The sequence below is a fragment of the Mesorhizobium sp. M0659 genome, from assembly GCF_040320605.1.
Lineage (GTDB): Bacteria > Pseudomonadota > Alphaproteobacteria > Rhizobiales > Rhizobiaceae > Mesorhizobium.
This window is the reverse complement of sequence record NZ_JAMYPY010000035.1, coordinates 1-17,570: the sequence shown is the minus strand read 5'-3', so window position 1 is coordinate 17,570 and position 17,570 is coordinate 1. Positions and strand designations below refer to the sequence as shown.

The 17,570-nt window shown below is 64.0% G+C and carries 17 protein-coding genes; 8 read left to right on the top strand and 9 right to left on the bottom strand.

Annotated features, from left to right (window positions below; translation table 11 throughout):
* Positions 1-52: 52 nt before the first annotated feature.
* The 3 genes from NKI31_RS29990 to NKI31_RS29980 all read right to left on the bottom strand — a co-directional run bounded on the left by NKI31_RS29990 (position 53) and on the right by NKI31_RS29980 (position 3,119).
* Positions 53-1,066 carry a substrate-binding domain-containing protein gene (locus NKI31_RS29990; protein WP_023699592.1) on the bottom strand — a complete coding sequence of 338 codons (1,014 nt, stop codon included), beginning with the start codon at positions 1,064-1,066 and terminating at the stop codon, positions 53-55.
* Positions 1,067-1,182: 116 nt separating this feature from the next.
* A complete protein-coding gene (locus tag NKI31_RS29985; RefSeq protein WP_023832879.1) occupies positions 1,183-2,091 on the bottom strand; it encodes a sugar phosphate isomerase/epimerase family protein in 909 nt (302 codons plus the stop codon).
* Positions 2,088-3,119 (bottom strand): Gfo/Idh/MocA family protein, encoded by a 1,032-nt coding sequence (locus tag NKI31_RS29980; protein ID WP_023832878.1) that lies wholly within the window; start codon positions 3,117-3,119, stop codon positions 2,088-2,090. The genes NKI31_RS29985 and NKI31_RS29980 overlap by 4 nt, the downstream gene beginning before the upstream one ends.
* Positions 3,120-3,313: 194 nt before the next feature.
* On the opposite strand from NKI31_RS29980, the gene NKI31_RS29975 reads away from it, so the two are divergent.
* Both NKI31_RS29975 and NKI31_RS29970 read left to right on the top strand, forming a co-directional pair.
* Entirely contained in the window at positions 3,314-4,339 is a 1,026-nt protein-coding gene (locus tag NKI31_RS29975; RefSeq protein WP_352653272.1) for a LacI family DNA-binding transcriptional regulator, read from the top strand.
* A 161-nt stretch (positions 4,340-4,500) separates the two neighbouring features.
* Positions 4,501-5,976, top strand: a complete 1,476-nt coding sequence (locus tag NKI31_RS29970; RefSeq protein WP_352653271.1) for an esterase-like activity of phytase family protein — start codon at positions 4,501-4,503, stop codon at positions 5,974-5,976.
* A 77-nt stretch (positions 5,977-6,053) separates the two neighbouring features.
* On the opposite strand, the gene NKI31_RS29965 is transcribed toward NKI31_RS29970, so the two are convergent.
* Positions 6,054-6,842, bottom strand: coding sequence for a L,D-transpeptidase (locus NKI31_RS29965; protein ID WP_023668302.1), 789 nt, complete (start codon positions 6,840-6,842; stop codon positions 6,054-6,056).
* A gap of 198 nt (positions 6,843-7,040) precedes the next feature.
* Between NKI31_RS29965 and NKI31_RS29960 the strand changes: the two genes are divergently transcribed.
* Complete coding sequence (locus NKI31_RS29960) at positions 7,041-8,513, top strand: MATE family efflux transporter (RefSeq protein WP_023746911.1); 1,473 nt, start codon at positions 7,041-7,043, stop codon at positions 8,511-8,513.
* A 3-nt stretch (positions 8,514-8,516) separates the two neighbouring features.
* On the opposite strand, the gene NKI31_RS29955 is transcribed toward NKI31_RS29960, so the two are convergent.
* Complete coding sequence (locus tag NKI31_RS29955; RefSeq protein WP_023690889.1) at positions 8,517-9,725, bottom strand: MFS transporter; 1,209 nt, start codon at positions 9,723-9,725, stop codon at positions 8,517-8,519.
* 153 nt (positions 9,726-9,878) lie between these two features.
* On the opposite strand from NKI31_RS29955, the gene NKI31_RS29950 reads away from it, so the two are divergent.
* Complete coding sequence (locus NKI31_RS29950; protein WP_023682120.1) at positions 9,879-10,454, top strand: TMEM175 family protein; 576 nt, start codon at positions 9,879-9,881, stop codon at positions 10,452-10,454.
* A 12-nt stretch (positions 10,455-10,466) separates the two neighbouring features.
* Here NKI31_RS29950 and NKI31_RS29945 read toward each other — a convergent pair whose 3' ends face one another.
* Positions 10,467-10,748: a hypothetical protein gene (locus NKI31_RS29945; RefSeq protein WP_023668298.1), complete on the bottom strand. Its 282-nt coding sequence runs from the start codon at positions 10,746-10,748 to the stop codon at positions 10,467-10,469.
* Between the two features lie 131 nt (positions 10,749-10,879).
* On the opposite strand from NKI31_RS29945, the gene NKI31_RS29940 reads away from it, so the two are divergent.
* Positions 10,880-11,746, top strand: coding sequence for an SDR family NAD(P)-dependent oxidoreductase (locus tag NKI31_RS29940; protein WP_023746912.1), 867 nt, complete (start codon positions 10,880-10,882; stop codon positions 11,744-11,746).
* Between the two features lie 26 nt (positions 11,747-11,772).
* Here the strand turns inward: NKI31_RS29940 and NKI31_RS29935 are convergent, their stop codons facing one another.
* From NKI31_RS29935 to NKI31_RS29925, 3 genes are all read right to left on the bottom strand, one after another.
* The gene (locus tag NKI31_RS29935) at positions 11,773-12,204 is read right to left on the bottom strand and encodes a low affinity iron permease family protein (RefSeq protein ID WP_023750938.1); all 432 of its coding nucleotides are present in this window, start codon (positions 12,202-12,204) and stop codon (positions 11,773-11,775) included.
* 382 nt (positions 12,205-12,586) lie between these two features.
* Positions 12,587-13,228: a DapH/DapD/GlmU-related protein gene (locus tag NKI31_RS29930; RefSeq protein ID WP_352537744.1), complete on the bottom strand. Its 642-nt coding sequence runs from the start codon at positions 13,226-13,228 to the stop codon at positions 12,587-12,589.
* 61 nt (positions 13,229-13,289) lie between these two features.
* Positions 13,290-13,808 (bottom strand): CreA family protein, encoded by a 519-nt coding sequence (locus NKI31_RS29925; RefSeq protein ID WP_031204048.1) that lies wholly within the window; start codon positions 13,806-13,808, stop codon positions 13,290-13,292.
* 181 nt (positions 13,809-13,989) lie between these two features.
* Between NKI31_RS29925 and NKI31_RS29920 the strand changes: the two genes are divergently transcribed.
* The 3 genes from NKI31_RS29920 (at position 13,990) to NKI31_RS29910 (ending at position 17,470) form a co-directional block, all read left to right on the top strand.
* Positions 13,990-14,565 (top strand): SCO family protein, encoded by a 576-nt coding sequence (locus tag NKI31_RS29920; RefSeq protein WP_023697009.1) that lies wholly within the window; start codon positions 13,990-13,992, stop codon positions 14,563-14,565.
* A gap of 82 nt (positions 14,566-14,647) precedes the next feature.
* Positions 14,648-15,520, top strand: a complete 873-nt coding sequence (locus tag NKI31_RS29915; protein WP_023682125.1) for a 50S ribosomal protein L11 methyltransferase — start codon at positions 14,648-14,650, stop codon at positions 15,518-15,520.
* A 105-nt stretch (positions 15,521-15,625) separates the two neighbouring features.
* On the top strand, positions 15,626-17,470 hold the full coding sequence (locus NKI31_RS29910; RefSeq protein ID WP_352653270.1) for an aminopeptidase P family protein: 1,845 nt from the start codon (positions 15,626-15,628) through the stop codon (positions 17,468-17,470).
* Positions 17,471-17,570: the final 100 nt, after the last annotated feature.

The window sequence follows — 17,570 nt, the reverse complement described above, 5'->3', positions numbered from 1 at the left end:
GGTGCCGGCGGTCCTGCCGGCCGGGCTTGCGCCCAGCCGGCAGTTTGGGAGGTCAGCGCAGCGCCTGCTTGGCGAGCTCGGCGACGATCTCGTAATTCTGCGGCGTGACGAAGCCCGCCCCGGTGTCGACATTCATCGGCGCCAGGCCCAGCACCACCTGCTGGCAAAGGCTGAGGATCGGCAGATAGCCTTGCAGAAACGGCTGCTGATCAGCCGTCAGCTGCACCCAGCCGCCCTTGAACGCCTCGACGATCTGCGGGCTGGTATCGAAGCCGAAGTTGAAGATGTCGCCGGGCTTGCGTCCTGCCGCCTGCATGTAGGTGGCGACGTTGCCCAGCATCTGGCCGCCGGGATAGCCGACCGCCTTGACGTCGGGATTGTTGAGCAGGGCCGCGGTGATCACCGGTATCGCCAGATTGGGGTCGGACGCCCATTCGCCGCTCGGCGGCGACGACAGCTGGATGACCTCGACGCCGGCTTCCTTGAGTGCTGCCACCGTGCCGCGCTCGCGCGCGCCGCGGGCCTCGTTCTCGAACGGACCGATCATGATCGCCTTGTCGCCGGACTTGAGCTTCCCGAGCTTGAACGCCTCAGTGCCGAGCGCGCGGCCCTGCTGCTCCTGCTGGGCGCCGACATAGCCGCCGCCGAACGCGTCCACCACCTTCGGCACCGGCACGTTCTGGTACATCATCTTGATGCCGTCCTTATGCGCCTGTTCGGCCAGCGGCATGATCGCGGCGTCGCCCGGATGGCCCATCATGGCAATGCCGTTTGGCTTCACGGCGACGGCCTCACGCAATTGCTGCACCATCTTCTCGACGTCCCACTGCGAGAAGATGTAGTCGACCTTCGGCCCGAGATCGGACGCCGCCTGCTTGGCGCCATTGTAGACGATGGTGCCGAAAGCGTCGCCCTCGGCGCCGCCGACGAAAAAGCGGATGTGGACATCCTTGCACCACTGGGCGTCGAGCGCCTGCGCCGGCAGAGTGGAGATGGCAGCGCACAGCGCCGTGGCGGCGGCCACGACGGTCGAGCGCAGAAGTGTCGTTCTCATTGCGATGCTCATGCACGTTCCTCCCTTTTGTCCTCGGTGAGCCGAGGGGTTTCGTCGTTCGCCTGTCGGCAGTGCTTGTCGGCAGTGCTTGGCAATCTGTCAGGCCGGCTCCTCCCACCGGCCCTCGGTCACGCCGGGTTCGGCAGGTAGGTCGCTCCTCCCCGGCATTGCTTGAGGTATTCCAGCCCGCGCACCTGGCCTGTGATTTCGAGGTCGCCGCGATAGACCGGGTCGTGCCAGCCCTCGATGTCGATGGCGCCCTTGTAACCGGCCAGCCGCAATTCGCTGATCACCCGCGTCCAGTCGCTGTCGCCAAACCCGGGCGTGCGCATCTGCACGAAGGGCAGCTTGCCGAACACGCCGTGCTCGCGGATCACATCCCAGCGCACCGTCGCGTCCTTGCCGTGGACATGGAAAATGCGCGGCGCCCATTTGCGGATCTGCGGCATCGGGTCGATGAGGTAGACAAGCTGGTGGCAGGGCTCCCATTCGAGGCCGAGATTGTCGTCGGGCAATTCGTTGAACATCAACTCCCAGGCATCGGGATTGTGGGCGATGTTCCAGTCGCCGGCCGCCCAGTTGCCATCCATGGCGCAATTTTCGAAGGCGATGCGCACGCCCTTGTCTGCGGCGCGCCTGGCCAGCGGACCCCAAACCTCACGGAAGCGCGGCAGGCTGTCTGTCAGCTTCTTGCCACGCAGACGTCCGGTGAAGCCGCTGACGATCGAAGCGCCGAACAGATGCGCATTGTCGATGACGGTTTCCCAGGCCGCGAGCACGCCGCGATCGACCTCGCCATCCTCCAGCGGATTGCCGAACACGCCGATCGACGACACGGCGACATCGGCATCGCCGATCGCCTCGCCAATCTCACCGGCGAGCCGCGCCAAATCCTTGCCGCCCAGCGTCTGCCAGAAGAAGGGCTGGATGCTCTCGAAGCCGAGCGGCAGAATCTCTTTGATGTAGGCGGCCGGGTCTTCGAGATTGGCCCGCACCATGGTGCCGATGCGGATGTCGAGAAGCGGGTTTGGCATCATGATGCTTCCTGTGTGATTGCGACGCGCCGTCCGGTCTCGGCGCTTTCGATGGCGCCAAAAACCATGGCCAGGCTTTTGATGTTGTCGCTGCCACGGGTTTCCGGCTCGCTGCCGGTCTCGATGGCGTGGATGAAATCCTTGATGATGCCGAGATGACCGCCGACGCGGTCGGCGGAATCGAGCGGCGGTACTGTGATGGGCTGGGTCAGGTCGAACAGGCCGTCGCGGACCGACAACACAACTTCGGCCTTCAGTCCGTCCTCGCCGTCCCAGACCAGGCTGCCGTGCTCGGCGACGATGCGCCACGTGCTCTCCCAGCTGGTGCGGAAGCCCGCCGCGCACCAAGAGCCTGCATAGGTGAACACCTTGCCGCCGCCGAGATCGAAGATAGCGCTGGCCGACGATCCCTGCCGGTACCAGGAATTCGCCGGCTCCCATTCCTGGCAAAAGACGCCGGCGGGATCGCCTGCGACCATGTAGCGGGCGGCGTCGAATGTGTGGATCGCCATGTCGAGCAAAAGCACATGCGCCATCTCCTCGCGAAAGCCGCCGAAATGCGGCGCGACGAAGAAATCGGCATGGATGCTGGTTGGCTTGCCGATGGCGCCGGAGTCGAGAAAGCGCCTGATGCGCCGGACATTGGCGACGTAGCGGCGGTTCTGCACGACCGCATGGATACGCCCCGCGTTACGTGCCGCATCGACGATGGCGCGCGCATTTTCCGGAGTATCGGCCAGCGGCTTTTCCGTCAGCAGATGGCAATTATGGGCAAAGGCGGCAAAGGCGACATCACGCCGGGCGGCTGGAACCACGACATCGAACACCGCGTCGGGCCTGGTCTGGTCGAGCACCGCGTCGAGGCTGGTGCCGATTACCGCGCCGTCGAGCCCGTATTCGCGCGCCCTCGCCTTCGCCCGTTCTGCGTCGAGATCGACCAAGCCGACAATGGCCAGCCCGTCGATCTGCCTCGCGGCATCGAGCCAGGCCTTGCTCATCGCACCACAGCCGACGAGGACGGCATTCATCATCCGGCATTCCTCCCGTCCGGTCCCTCCAGACCGAATGTCACGGCATTTCCGGCACCACCGTAAACGTTTCTCCGTAAACGTTTACGAGAACACACCCGATGGCGTAGAATGTCAATCGGCTGCCAGCGAAAATCATCCCGAAGCCTTGGCCTGGGCGGCAGCCGGTGCTAGCCAAGACAGGGGGAGAACTGTCCTTGGCGTCCAGCATCCATGACCTTGCGCGTCACCTGAACATTTCGATCGGCACCGTGTCGCGGGCGCTGAACGGCCGCGCCGACGTCAATGCCGACACCCGCCAGCGCGTGCTCGCCGCCGCCAAGCAATTGAACTATTCGCCCAACCAGTCCGGCCGCAGTCTGCGGCAAGGCACCACCCATTCGATCGCCTTCATGCTGCAGCCGCATCCGGGCGACCAGCAATATGGCGAACCCTTCTTCATCCCGTTCCTGATCGGTCTGCAGGGCCGACTGGCCGAGGATGACCTGGATCTGATGGTCGTCATGGGCGAGCCCGGCCAATATCAGCAGGAGAGGCTGCGCCGCGTGGTTGAGACGCGCCGAGCCGACGCGGTCGTGTTGGCCAATACACGGCGGGAAGACGATCGGATCGACTATCTCAGCAAGGCTGGCTTTCACTTCGCCACGCTTGGCCGAAGTCAATCCGGCGACGACACCTATCCTTCGCTCGATATCGATTTCGAGAGGGCGGGTGATGAAGCCGTCGACCGGCTGGTCGCGCGCGGCCACCGCCGCATTGCCGCCATCCGCCCTTCGCTGGATCTCAACTTCGGCTACCTGTTCCTCGACGGCTACCGCAAGGCGCTGGGGCGGCATGGCATCGAAGTCGACCCCGGCCTGATCGCCGACGGCTTCATCAACGAGGCCGGAGGCTACCAGGTGACGCCGCGCGTGATGCTCTCCAAGGACCGGCCCACAGCCATCATCTTCAACAATGACGCAATGGCGCTCGGCGGCTGCAAGGCACTGGCCGAGATGGGCATCAGGCCCGGCCACGACATCGCGGTGATCGTCATCGTCGACACGCCGCTCTGCCGTTATTTCTCGCCGGCGCTGACCGCCTTCCGTCCGTCGCTGGAGCCGATGGGCCGGCGGCTGGCCGAAATGCTGCTGGCCTCGCTTCCCGCCTTTGCCGGCCCGGAAGGTCCGCGCATCATCCGCGAAGTCTGGCCGCTGGAACTGATCGCCCGCGACAGCGATTGATCATTGCGCTCTTCCCTCTCCTACAAGGGAGAAGGAAGAGGCCCTCTCTGTCACGCAAGTATCATGTTCGCGTCCTAGACCGCTTTGCGAGAGGGCGACATCGTCGATGCGATGCGGTGGCCCCTTTGCGCCGCTCAAGGCTTGTCACAAAAAGGATCTCCATGAAAATCTCGCACCGAACCGTGTCGCTCGGCGCCGCGCTGGCGCTGTTTACCGCCCTGACCCCTGCCCTTGCCGACAGCACCGCCACCCTTGGCGGCTTCGTCAACAAGGGCCTGGTCGGCGTCGGCCGCATCCCGGCCGATCAGAAGGACAAGTTCGGCGAGACCTTCGGCTCCGGCTCCGGCATGTCCATCGACGCCGCAAGCTGGACCCGTGGCGCGGACGGCTACAAGGGCTCGCTCTGGTTGCTGCCGGACCGTGGCTACAATGTCGTCGGCACCACCGATTACCGGCCGCGCCTCAACACTATTCATATCGAATTCACGCCGACCGCACTGGGCGCCACGCCCACCTCCGGCCAGGAACAGACAGGCGTCAAGGCGACGCTTGCCGATTCCCTGCTCCTCACCGACGACAAGGGCGCTGACGCCACCGGCCTCGATCCGCTCAACGGCGTGCGCGCGGCCAATGGCGACCTGCCGATCCTGCCCGAGGCCAATGGCAAGCTGGCGCTCGACAATGAGGCGATCGCGCGGCTGCCCGACGGCACCATGTTCATCTCTGACGAATACGGCCCCAACATCTACCGCTTCTCGGCCGACGGCCATCTGTTGTCGGCAACGCAGCCGCCCGCCGCTTTGGTGCCGATGCGCAAGGGCGCGCCGAACTTCGCCTCCGACAATCCGGGCCCCGGTGCAGCCGAACCCGATCCGAAGGATCCCGAAACCGGCCGCCAGAACAATCAAGGCCTCGAAGGCATGGCGCTGACGACGGACGGCAAGTCGCTGATCGCTGTGCTGCAGTCGGCGCCCCGCCAGGATGGCGGCGATTCGCCCGCGACGCGCCAGAACACCCGTGCGCTGGTCTACGACGCCTCCGACCCGGCCCATCTCAAGCTGGTGCATGAATATGCCGTGCCGCTGCCGGTGTTCAAGGACGCCAAGGACAAGACCAAGGTCGCCGCGCAGAGCGAAATCGTGGCGCTGTCCGACAAGACCTTCGTGATGCTGGCGCGCGACAGCGGAAACGGCCAGGGGGTGAAGGGCGATACTTCGCTGCTGCGCCAGATTTTCGTCGTCGACGTCTCTGGCGCCACCGACATTGCCGGCGGCGCCTTCGATGCCGCCGACAAGCCGCTGGCGCCCAAGGGCGTGCTCGACCCCTCGGTGACCCCGGCCAAGCTGACGCCGTTCATCGACATCAACGACAACAAGGAACTCGGCCGTTTCGGCCTGCATGACGGCAAGCCCAACGACAAGAACAATCTGTCGGAGAAGTGGGAAGCAATGTCGGTGGTCAGCGTGCTCGATCCGGCGCTGCCCGACGACTATTTCCTGTTCGTCGGCAACGATAACGACTTTCTCACCCAGGACGGTTTTCAGGTCGGCGCGCCCTACAAGGCCGAAGACGGCGCCGATGTCGATACCATGTTCCTGGTCTATCAGGTCACGCTTCCGGGCCTCGCCAAGAAGTAGCCGTATACGGAAAGGCGGGCGCGCCCGGCGCGTCCGCCTTTACCGTTTGTCGGCGATCAGCGATGCCGTGAAGGCACCTATTTCAAAATCTCCGCATCCCTTGGCACGCCGGCATCGATCGGCTCGGCGGTCCGGCTCGACACAGCCATGATCTTGCCCGCGGCCGACAGGTTCGGGCGCACATAGACCTGGGCTACGCCGTTGACCCGGCTGTAGAGGTCGATGATGTCCTGGTTCATGAAGCGCACGCAGCCTGACGACGCGTTCTTGCCGATCGAATCCCATTCCGGCGTGCCGTGCAGCCGGTACATCGTGTCCTTGCCGTCGCGGAACAGATAGAGCGCGCGCGCGCCGAGCGGGCTCTGCGGTCCGGGCGGCATGCCGTCCTTGTATTTCGCCAGTTCCGGCCGGCGCTGGATCATTTCCGGCGGCGGCGTCCACACCGGCCATTTCTTGCGCGCCTGGATCACGGCGCTGCCGGTCCAGCCAAACCCGGCCTTGCCGAGGCTGACGCCATAGCGCATTGCCTTGCCGCCGTCGCGCACCAGATAGAGAAAATGCTCGGATGTATCGACGACGATCGTGCCGGGTTTTTCGCCGGTCGGATCGTCCACGATCTGGCGCACGAACTTCGGATCGAGCTTGGCCACGGGGATTGCCGGCAATGAAAAGCCCTCATCGACGCGCGCCGAATACATGGTGGCGGCATCGCCCAGAGCCGGTTCAGGCGCCGGGGCGGGCGTTGGCGGCACCACGACATCGGTCGTGGTGCAGGCTGAAAGCGCCATGGAAGCGGCACCCAAAGCGGATATTCCAAGAAACGCGCGCCGGTTCAGGCGCTCGGAAAAAAGCGGATTGTCGGACATGATCCCCCCAGCCTATTCATCATATCCAACAGGATATGCGACCCCACGCGGCGACGACCCATATCCCATTCCGGATGTTTTGAGAACTGATTAGCGTGAAGCCGCCAGGTGGCATGTTCCAATGCCGCATCGACCTTGTCCGTCAAATCGGCGATCATTGCCGGGCGGACTTTGAGATGAACCTTCGCCGAACAGCCCATGGACGAAAAAATACCACCGCGCCGGCGCACCGGCGACCTGACCAGCGGCCCGATTCCGCGCACGCTGCTTTTGTTCGCTCTGCCGGTGCTCGGCTCCAACGTGCTGCAATCGCTCAACGGTTCGATCAACGCCGTCTGGGTCGGCCGCTTCCTCGGTGAATCGGCGCTGACCGCCACCTCCAACGCCAATCTGGTGCTGTTCCTGATTCTCGGCACCGTGTTCGGGATCGGCATGGCCGCGACCATCCTGGTGGCGCAATCGGTCGGCGCCCGCGACCTGCCCGAGGCGCGGCGCATCGTCGGCACCAGCGCCAGCTTCTTCTTCCTCGTCTCGGCTATCTTCGCCGTCTGCGGCTGGATCTGGGTCGACGCCATCCTCAACACACTGGGCACCCCGCCCGATGCGCTGCCGCTGGCGCGCTCCTATCTGCGTATCATCTTCGTCGCCGTGCCGATGATGAATCTTCTGTCCTTCGTCATGACGGTGCTGCGCGGTGCGGGTGATTCGCGCACGCCATTCTTCTTCATGGCGCTCGCCGTCGTGCTCGACATCATCCTCAATCCGCTGCTCATTCGCGGCATCGGCCCCTTCCCCGAGCTCGGCATCGCCGGCTCCGCCACCTCGACGCTGATCGGCCAGACAGTGAGCGTGATCGCCATCCTCGTCGTGCTTTATGCCAGAAAGCATCCGCTGCGGCTCGCCGGCGCCAACCTCGCTCTGCTGCGGCCGGATCCGGCGCTGCTCAGGATCGTCGTCTTCAAGGGCGTGCCGATGGGCCTGCAGATGATCGTCATTTCGGCGGCGGCGCTGACCGTCATGGGCATCGTCAACTCCTACGGCTCGCAGGTCGCCGCCGCCTACGGCATCGCGGCGCAGCTGTGGACCTATATCCAGATGCCTGCACTGGCGATCGGAGCCGCAGTCTCGTCGATGGCGGCCCAGAATGTCGGCGCCGGGCGCTGGGACCGCATCGGTCGCATCGCGGCGTCCGGCGTCGGCTTCAACCTGGTGCTCACCGGCGCCCTGGTGGCGCTGCTGTTCCTCTTCGACAGGCCGGTGCTCGGCCTGTTCCTTAGCCGCGACAGCATCGCAATCGACATTGCAGCCCACATCAACAAGGTGGCGTCCTGGTCGTTCATCCTGTTCGGCGTCACCATCGTGCTGTTCGCCACCGTGCGCGCCACCGGTGCCGTGATGCCGCCGCTGATCATTCTGGTGATTTCCGTGCTGGTCGTGCGTACCGGCTTTGCCTACTTCTTCAGGAGCTACATCGGCGAGGAAGCGCTGTGGTGGAGTTTTCCGGCGGGATCGATCACCTCGCTGGTGCTGGCCGCCGCCTATTATCGCTTCGGCCGCTGGCGCACCATGCACATGATCGAGGACCGCCCGGCCGCCGGCGAGCCGCCCGACACCGGCCTCGGCATCCCGCGCGGACGGGCAAACATGGCGCCCGAGACGCCAAACGGGTGAGGCTCAGCGCGCGTATTTGACGCCGAACCCCAGCGCTACGACAGAGAACAGCGTGATCATGCCGGCGAAGGCCAGGCTTGCCGTCGTCGGAGTGGCCCAACTCGACAGCAGCCCAATGCCGATCACCGGCAGCGCATTGCCGCAGAAGCAGCAGATGAAGAACGCCGACACCAATTCGGCGCGACGCTCGGCAGGTGCGATCTGGTTCACCACCTGCAGGCCGCCGCGATAGCCGAGCGCCGCCGCCACGCCGCACACAGCGGTGGCGGCAACCATCAGGGACATCGACGCGAAAAACTGAGCAGCAACCATCAGCCCTACGGCCGGGATCATCAGCGCCAGCGCGGCCAGCATGCCGGCGCGGCTGGACAGTCGGGTCGTGGCCAGAATGGTCGCGGCCGCAACGATCGACAGTTCAAAGAACAGCGCGCCGGCCTCGGCATGGTTGGCCACATGCAGTTGCTGCGCCAGGATGCTCGGCGCCAGGGCTGCATAGAAGCCGACCAGCGCCATGGCGCCGAAACCGGTGACCGCCGGCGCCACGAAGGCAGCGCGGATATCGCTCGGCACCGATAGCCGTGGCCGCAACGAAACGTCGGTCAGCCTGCCCGGCCGGGACACGGTTTCGCGGGTACGCCAGATCAGCAGCGTCACCACCACCAGCAAGGCAAGATAGACCGCAAACGTTAGTCTCAACGGCCAGGGCGCATATTCGGCGAGCAGGCCCGATGCCAGCGCGCCGAGGCCAAGGCCAACGAAGTTGGTGCTGGTGGCGATGATTGCCGCGCGCGATTTGTCCTTACCTTCGATCAATTCGGCAAGCCAGGCCGTGCCGGTTCCAGCGCCGACGCCGATGCCAAGGCCGCTCAATATGCGGGCGACATCGAGCCATGCGACATTCTCGGCCAGCAGGAACACCACCGCGCTGACCACCGCTATGGCCATCGACGCCAGCGCCGCAGGACGGCGGCCAATGCCGTCGGACAAGCGCCCGAACATCAGCAATGCGCCGAGATTGCCGACGACATAGACGGCGTAGACCAGCGTCAGCGTGATCTGCGAGAAACCGAAGGCCTGCTTGTAGATGACGTAAAGCGGCGTCAGCACCGTGCTGCCGGCGAACAGCGCGGCGATCATGGCGGCAACCGCGGCCATCGCGGGCCGGCCATCGAGTCCGTTGTCGCGCGTCGTGGTCTCGGCATAGCTGGTCATGGCAACCTCCGGCCAATCGCCCAACGCCCAATTGCGCCCCAACGTCCATGTAAGGATGGCCGTTCCACGCGCCGAACTTCATCCTGACAACCTTGTCAGGATGGTCTTGCCCGAAGTCCTCGCTTAACGTCTTTCCATCGAGAGGGAGAAACCATGGGAAAAGGTAGAGTCGAGGCATTCACCGATGGGGTGGTCGCCATCATCATCACCATCATGGTGCTGGAGCTGAAAGTGCCGCATGGCGAGGATTTTTCAGCGCTTCTGCCGCTGTGGCCGATCTTTTTCAGCTATGTCTTGTCGTTCATCAATGTCGGCATCTACTGGAACAATCTGCACAACATGTTCCACACCGTCCAAAGGGTCGACGGCCGCGTGCTGTGGGCCAACCTCAACCTTCTGTTCTGGTTGTCGCTGATGCCGGCAACGACGGCCTTCATGGGCGAGAACCATTTCGCGCCGGTCCCCGTCGCCGTCTATGGCATCGACCTGGTGCTGTGCGCGGTCGCCTACACCTTTCTCGCCACCAAGCTGCACCATTTGCACGGCAACGACACCGCCTTCGCCAAGGCGCTGGGCAATGACCGCAAGGGCAAGATCTCGGTGGCCCTCTACGCCGCCGCCGTCCCGCTTGCCTTCGTCAACCAATGGATCGGCGTTGCGATCTTCGTGCTGGTGGCCGCCGTCTGGTTCGTGCCGGACACGCGTTTTTCGCGGGTGCTGGAAAAGTAGCGTAGGACGCGTCTACTTGCGCATCGCCTTCAGCTTTTCGGCAACCGACGCCGCAAGGTCGGCATAGCGCTCCTCCAGCCGCTCGGCCGCCTTGATGATCGAAAAATCATGGCCGAATTTTTCCAGCGCCATGCGCAATTTCTCGACGAACTCGGCCTGTTTTTCGAGTGCCGAAAACAAGGTCTTCACCTGCGCTTCGCTTATGTCCGGATTGGCAAGCATCTGTGGCACCTCGCGGCCCATCTGGTCGCCGGTGGCGGTCTGCTCCTTCAGGATCGCAACCCAGTCGGTCAATCGGCAGTCTCCTGTTCAGCCGCAGCATGCACAGCCGCCGTTGATGCGGTCAACCCGAACACGCGGGACGGCCTTGCACGATGCGCGGCCCGCGCTAAGTTCGGCGCCACCCGAACCCTAGGAAAAAGATCATGACCTCCGACGCCGAAATCCAATCCGCTTTGCCCGCCCTCAGCCGAGGCAACGTCGCCGTCGTCACCGGGGGCGCCAGCGGCATCGGGCTTGCCGCCGCCAAAAGGCTGGCGGCTATGGGCATGAGACTGGTGCTGGCCGACATTGGCGGCGCGCGCCTCGATGCGGCCCGCCAGGCAGTCGCCGCGATCGCCGGCGAGAATGCCGTGCTTGCGGTCGCCACAGACGTCTCGAAGGCCGACGAACTCGGCCGGCTGGCGGAAAAGACGCATGCCGCTTTCGGCGCCGTATCGCTGCTGATGAACAATGCCGGCGTCGGCAACAATCCGGGAAAACCGTGGGAGAACGGCGACGCCTGGAAGCGGCTGATCGACATCAATTTCTGGGGCGTCGTACATGGCGTCGAGGCCTTTGCGCCGGCCATGCTGGCCTCCGGAGAGCCGGGCCTGATCATCAACACCGGCTCCAAGCAAGGCATCACCACGCCACCCGGCAATCTCGCCTACAACGTATCCAAATCGGCATTGAAGACGTTCACCGAAGGCCTGGCGCACGCATTGCGCAACGAGCCGGGCGCGAAGGTCGCGGCGCATCTTCTCATTCCCGGCTTCACCTTCACCGGCCTCACCGAAGGAGCGGTCGAAAAACCGGCTGGCGCCTGGACCGGCGAGCAGGTGGTCGACTTCATGCTGGCTTCGCTGGCGCGCGGGGACTTCTACATCCTGTGCCCCGACAATGAGGTGATGCGGCCGACCGATGAAAAGCGCATGGCCTGGGCGATCGGCGACATCATCGAGAACCGGCCTGCTCTCTCGCGCTGGCACCCCGACCATAAGGACGCTTTCGCGGCCTTTATGGGAAACTGATCGTCGAACTCAGCCAAAGCCGAGACTCAGGCGGGCGCGCGTTTTTTCGCGGTGCGCTTTTGCGCGACGGCCTTCTTGCCCGCCAGTTCGGCGAGCTCGTGGTCATGGCGTTTTGCCGCCCGCTCGCATTTGTCTCTGATCTCCTCGACCTCGGATTCGGTCAGGTGCTCGATGCCGATGAAATGATTGTGGCCCTCGCTGACGCGGATCAGTTCGTCGAGCTTGGCCTGAACCGCGGCGCCGTCGCGGTTCTGGGTGTTCTGAATCAGGAACACCATCAAAAAGGTGATGATCGTCGTTCCCGTGTTGATGACGAGCTGCCACGTATCGGAGAAGCCGAAGAATGGCCCGCTTACCGCCCAGACGATAACGATGGCGCAACAGGCGATGAAAGTCGGCGGCAGGCCCGCCAAGTGCGAAACGGTGTTGGCGATTCTGGTAAACAGCTTTTCGATCATTCACATCCTCAACCGTTCAAAGCGCGACGAGCTGACCAAGGCCGCATTCATCGCTCCAACAATAAACAACCGGCAGCCGCTTCCGGTTCCCTGTCGCAGAGGGCATCGCTGGTGCAATTGTATGCACGCCAAAGGCGCAGCGCCGTGAAAAGCCGCCTTATCGGTTTGTTGCCATTAGTCACCATGCAGGCCAAAACCTGTTCGTTCCGCTTCACGGCGGATTTGTCTCCAAGCCCCTTCCGCTGCGCCACCCCCGCATGGCGGAAGGGGTCCGTTGCGTTGCCGCAGACCGGCGGAACTCTTCCCGACACGTGCCGTTCAGAATTTTGGCGCCAGGATTTCGGCCAGCCAGTCGATGAAACCGCGCACGCGCGGCGAGCTCTCAGGAATGCTCTTGCTCCCAGCGATCGAGGAAATCCTCAATCGGCAAAGCCTGCATGTCGGGAACCGCTTTGGCGAGTTTCTCCGGCGGCCAGTCCCACCAGGCGAGGCTTTCGATCCGCGCCGCGATCTCGGAGGGAAAGCGCATGCGCAACGGCTTCGCCGGTACGCCGGCGACGATTGCGTAGGCCGGTACATTCCGCGTCACCACCGCATTGGCGCCGACGATGGCGCCATTGCCGATGCTGATGCCGGGCATGATGACGGCGCCATGGCCGATCCAGACATCGTTGCCGATGCTGACCGCCTTGGCCTGCCGCCGCGCGCGGAACGCCGCGTCGACGCCCAGCCAGCGGAAATACTCGTTCGGCCGGTAGCTGAGCTTGTGCTGCGTGATCCGCTCGATCGGATGCTCCAGCGCATTGATGCGGCTGTTGGCGGCGATCGAGCAGAATTTTCCGATCGTCGTGTAGATCGCCTCGGCGTGGCGCTCGAAATAGGAGAAATCGCCGACACTGACCTCGCGCAGCACCACCCGTTCGCCGATCGAGGCATAGCGGCCAAGCTTGCACGCTTTGAGCTCCGCGGTCGGATGGATGCGCGGCTCGGGATCTTTCAGGACGAGGTTTTCGGTACGGTCCATCTGGCGGATTTACCCCCGCACAATTGCGGAAGCAATTGTCGCGTTGCGCCCGGAGAATCCGCTATTTCGGCTTGCCGCCGGTCCACACCACGTTCTGGCTGAACAGCGGCACGGTCGTCACCGACATTTTCGCCGAGCCGTCCTGCACCTGGCGCGAATGCGAGAGATAGATCAGCGTCTCGTTCTTCTTGTCGTAGATGCGGTTCACCACCTGCTTCTTCCAGATCAGGCTGATGCCTTGCTTGAACACCTCTTCGCCGCCCTCGCTCATGTCGATGTCGCCGATGGTGATCGGCCCGGTCTGGCGGCAGGAGATCGAGGAATCAGACGGATCCTCGAACCAGTTGCCCTTGTGCAAGCGGTCGATGACGCTGCGGTCGAAATAGGAGACATGGCAGGTCACGCCGTCGATCTTGGGGTCCTTGATCGCCTCGACGATGATGTCGTTGCCGACCCAATCGACGCCGACCTTGCCGACCTCCTCTGCCGCGGCGGCACCGGCGCCAAGGGCAATGCATGCGGCCAGCGCGCCGCCGATCAGTTTCTGCCCAATCCGTCTCTGCCCAGTCCGTCTTTGCAAGGGAGCCTCCTCAGGTTCGGTTTGCCGGTCTCAGGTGGGATAAGGGCCAGCTGTTTGCAAGGTAGCGTCCAGCCCGGTTGCGGCAACGCGGCATCTTTGCCTTGCTCCCTGCGACCGGCTAAGACTGCTCGCCAACAGGAGCGCCGATCCGGCGCTCGATTTCTGCGACGGACACTTCCTGATGATGCGTTCAATTCTGGTCGGCATTCTGGTTCTGATGGCGGCGGGCATCGGCTGGCTCACCTTTGACTTCTATCGCGGCCATTATGGTGGCGAGCCGTATGGTGCGCCATTCACGCTGGTCGACCAGAAAGGCGCGCCAATCACCGAAGCCGCCTTCCGGGGAAAACCCAGCATCGTCTTCTTCGGCTTCACCCATTGCCCGGAAGTCTGCCCGACCACTTTGTTCGAAATGGCCGGCTGGCTGAAGACGCTGGGCGACGACGGCAAGAACCTCAACGCCTACTTCGTTACCGTCGATCCAGAGCGCGACACGCCGCCGGTGATGAACACTTACGTCAGCAATTTCTCCGACCGCATCGTCGGCATATCGGGCGATCCCGACAAGGTGCACGCCATGGCGAAGTCCTTCAACATCTACTGGAAGAAGGTCGACACCGGCGACGGCGATTACACGATGGACCACACCGCCTCCGCGCTGCTGCTCAACGCCAAGGGCGAGTTTTCGGGCACCATAGCCTATGGCGAAAGCGCCGATACCGCGATCGCCAAGCTGAAGCGGCTGGCGGCAGGCTAGGCATGATCCCGAAATGTGGAATCCGGTTTTCTCGGACAGAAAAGTGTTGTCCAGAGATCATGCTCAAACAAGAGACCAGCTGATGGGTCAGACCAGGCTCCACTTCATCGCTGGGAAGATCGAGGCCGACCGCATCTTTGCCGCGCTCGAACCGGCTTTCGAGGATGAAGGCCTGCCGATCGCCGTGCTCGAAGTCGATGAAGACCGCGACATCTATGAGGTTTCGCTCTACACCGACGGCAATGTCGACGCGGTTGAGGCGCGGCTAAGGGACAGCCTTGCCGGACTGTCCCTGTCGAAGCCGATCGAGCGCGAGGTTCTGCCCGACATCGATTGGGTGGCGCGCTCGCTGGAGGGACTGAAGCCGGTGCGCGCCGGACGTTTCTTCGTCCATGGCGCGCATGACCGCCGGAAGCGCCACAGCGGCGAACTCGCCATCGAGATCGAGGCCGGCCTTGCCTTCGGCACCGGCCATCACGGCACCACTGCCGGCTGCCTCGAAATGCTGGAACGGGTCGTGCGCCGCGAACGTCCCAGGAATGCCCTCGACCTCGGCACCGGCAGCGCGGTGCTCGCGATCGCGGTCGCCAAGCTGGCGCATATTCCGGTGCTGGCGACCGACATCGATCCGATCGCCGTCAGGGTCGCCGCCGCCAACGCCCGCCTCAACCACGTCAAGGCGCTGGTTGAAACGGTGACGGCGCCCGGCTTCCACCACCCGATCTTCGGCAAGCGGGCGCCTTTCGACCTCATCGTCGCCAACATATTGGCGCGGCCGCTGATGCGGCTGGCGCCTGAGATGGCCAGGCACATCAGCCTCGGCGGCTCGATCGTGTTGTCCGGCATCCTCGAGCGCCAGTGCAATGCGGTGATCTCGGCCTATGTCGGCCAGAATTTCCGGCATGTCAGGACCTTGCATCGCGAAGGCTGGGTGACGATCCACCTGAAGCACTGAGACGCAACGCGCTTTGGACCAATCCGAGCCTGTTGCGATTGGCGAAAATCGATTCCGGTTTTCCTGGTCATGCGCTACGGTCGCGCCCGATACAGGAGGCATACCATGTTCCAGACCTTCGATTCCGCAGGCGACCCCAGCGTCGGCAAGCCGCGCGTGACGTTGCTGCGGCGATGGCTGGCGGAGAATGGCCTCGACGGTTTCCTGGTGCCGCGCGCCGACGAGCACCAGGGCGAGTATGTCGCCGATCGCTCGGCGCGGCTGAAATGGTTGACCGGATTCAGCGGCTCGGCCGGCTTAGCACTTGTGCAGCGTGACCGCGCCTTCATGTTCGTCGATGGCCGCTATACCTTGCAAGTGCGCCACGAGGTCGATCTCGACATTTTTGCGATCGAGAGTCTCGTCGACAACCCGCCGGCCTCCTGGATCAAGGACAATCTCGGCAAGGGCGCCAGGCTTGGCTTCGACCCGTGGCTGCACACGATCGCTGAGGTCAAGGCGCTGAAAACCTCGGCCGAGCAATCCGGCGCGACGCTGGTGCCGCTCGACAGGAACCCGATCGACATCATCTGGAAGGATCAGCCGGCGCCGCCCGTGGCGCCGGTCGAAATCCACCCGATCGGCTTTGCCGGGGAACTCGCCAAGGACAAGCTGGCGCGGCTGGTGGCGGCAATCGGCAAGGGGGGCGCGACGCACGCCGTGCTCACCGACCCCTCCTCGATCGCCTGGGCCTTCAACATCCGTGGCGGTGACGTGCCGCACACGCCGCTGGCGCTCGGCTTCGCGATCCTTGCCGCCGACGGCAAGCACCAGCTGTTCATGGACCAGCGCAAGTTTTCGCGCACGGTCGCCGCCTATCTCACCCAACTCGCCGATCTGCACGAGCCCGGCGAATTCGAGGCGGCGGTCGTTACCCTTGCCAAGGGCGGCGCCAAGATCGCGCTCGACCCGGTGCTGGCGGCGGAGAAGCTGAGAATGCTGGTCGAGGACAATGGCGGCGCATTTGTTTCAGCGGCCGATCCCGCCCGCATTCCGCGCGCCACCAAGAACCAGGCGGAAATCGCCGGCAGCCGCGCCGCGCACCGCCGAGACGGGGCGGCGGTGGCGAAACTGCTGTGCTGGCTGGAACGGCAGAAGCCGGGCACGCTCGACGAAATAACCGTTGTCACCAAGCTGGAGGAGGTGCGCCGGCAGACCGGCGAGGAAACGCAGATGCCGCTGCGCGATGTCTCCTTCGACACCATTTCCGGCAGCGGTCCGAACGGCGCCATCATGCACTACCGCGTGTCGCGCGCCACCAACCGCGAGCTGGCAAAGGGCGAGCTGTTCCTGCTCGATTCCGGTGCCCAGTATCAGGATGGCACCACCGACATCACCCGCACCGTGCCGATCGGCCAGCCGACCGAGGAGATGCGCGAGCGCTTCACGCTGGTGTTGAAGGGCATGATCGGCATTTCCACGCTGCGCTTTCCCGCCGGCACGCGCGGCTCGGAAATCGACGCGGTGGCGCGCATGGCGCTGTGGAAGCATGGCTGCGACTTTGCCCACGGCACCGGCCATGGCGTCGGCTCCTATCTGGCGGTGCACGAAGGGCCGCAGCGTATCGCCCGCACCGGCACCGAAAAGCTGCTGGCCGGCATGATGCTGTCCAACGAGCCCGGCTATTACAAGGAAGGCTCCTACGGCATCCGCATCGAGAACCTGATCCTGGTGACGCCGGCTGAACAGGTGGAGGGCGGCGACATCGCCATGCACGGTTTCGAGACGCTGACGCTGGCGCCGATCGATATCAGGCTGATCCGCACCGACCTGTTGACGCGCGAGGAGTTGCACTGGCTGGATACTTACCATGCCTGGGTGCTGGCCGAGATCGGCCCGATGCTCGACGGCGAGACGCTGGCCTGGCTGGAGAAGGCAACAGCGCCGCTGCCGCACGACGCCAAGATCTGAAATGAGTGTCCAGCCGATAGATGGGTAACACTTTGAACCGGATACATAGGTGACACTTCTCTCCCCCTATGCGTCCGCCGCAGCGCCAAGCGGATTGGTT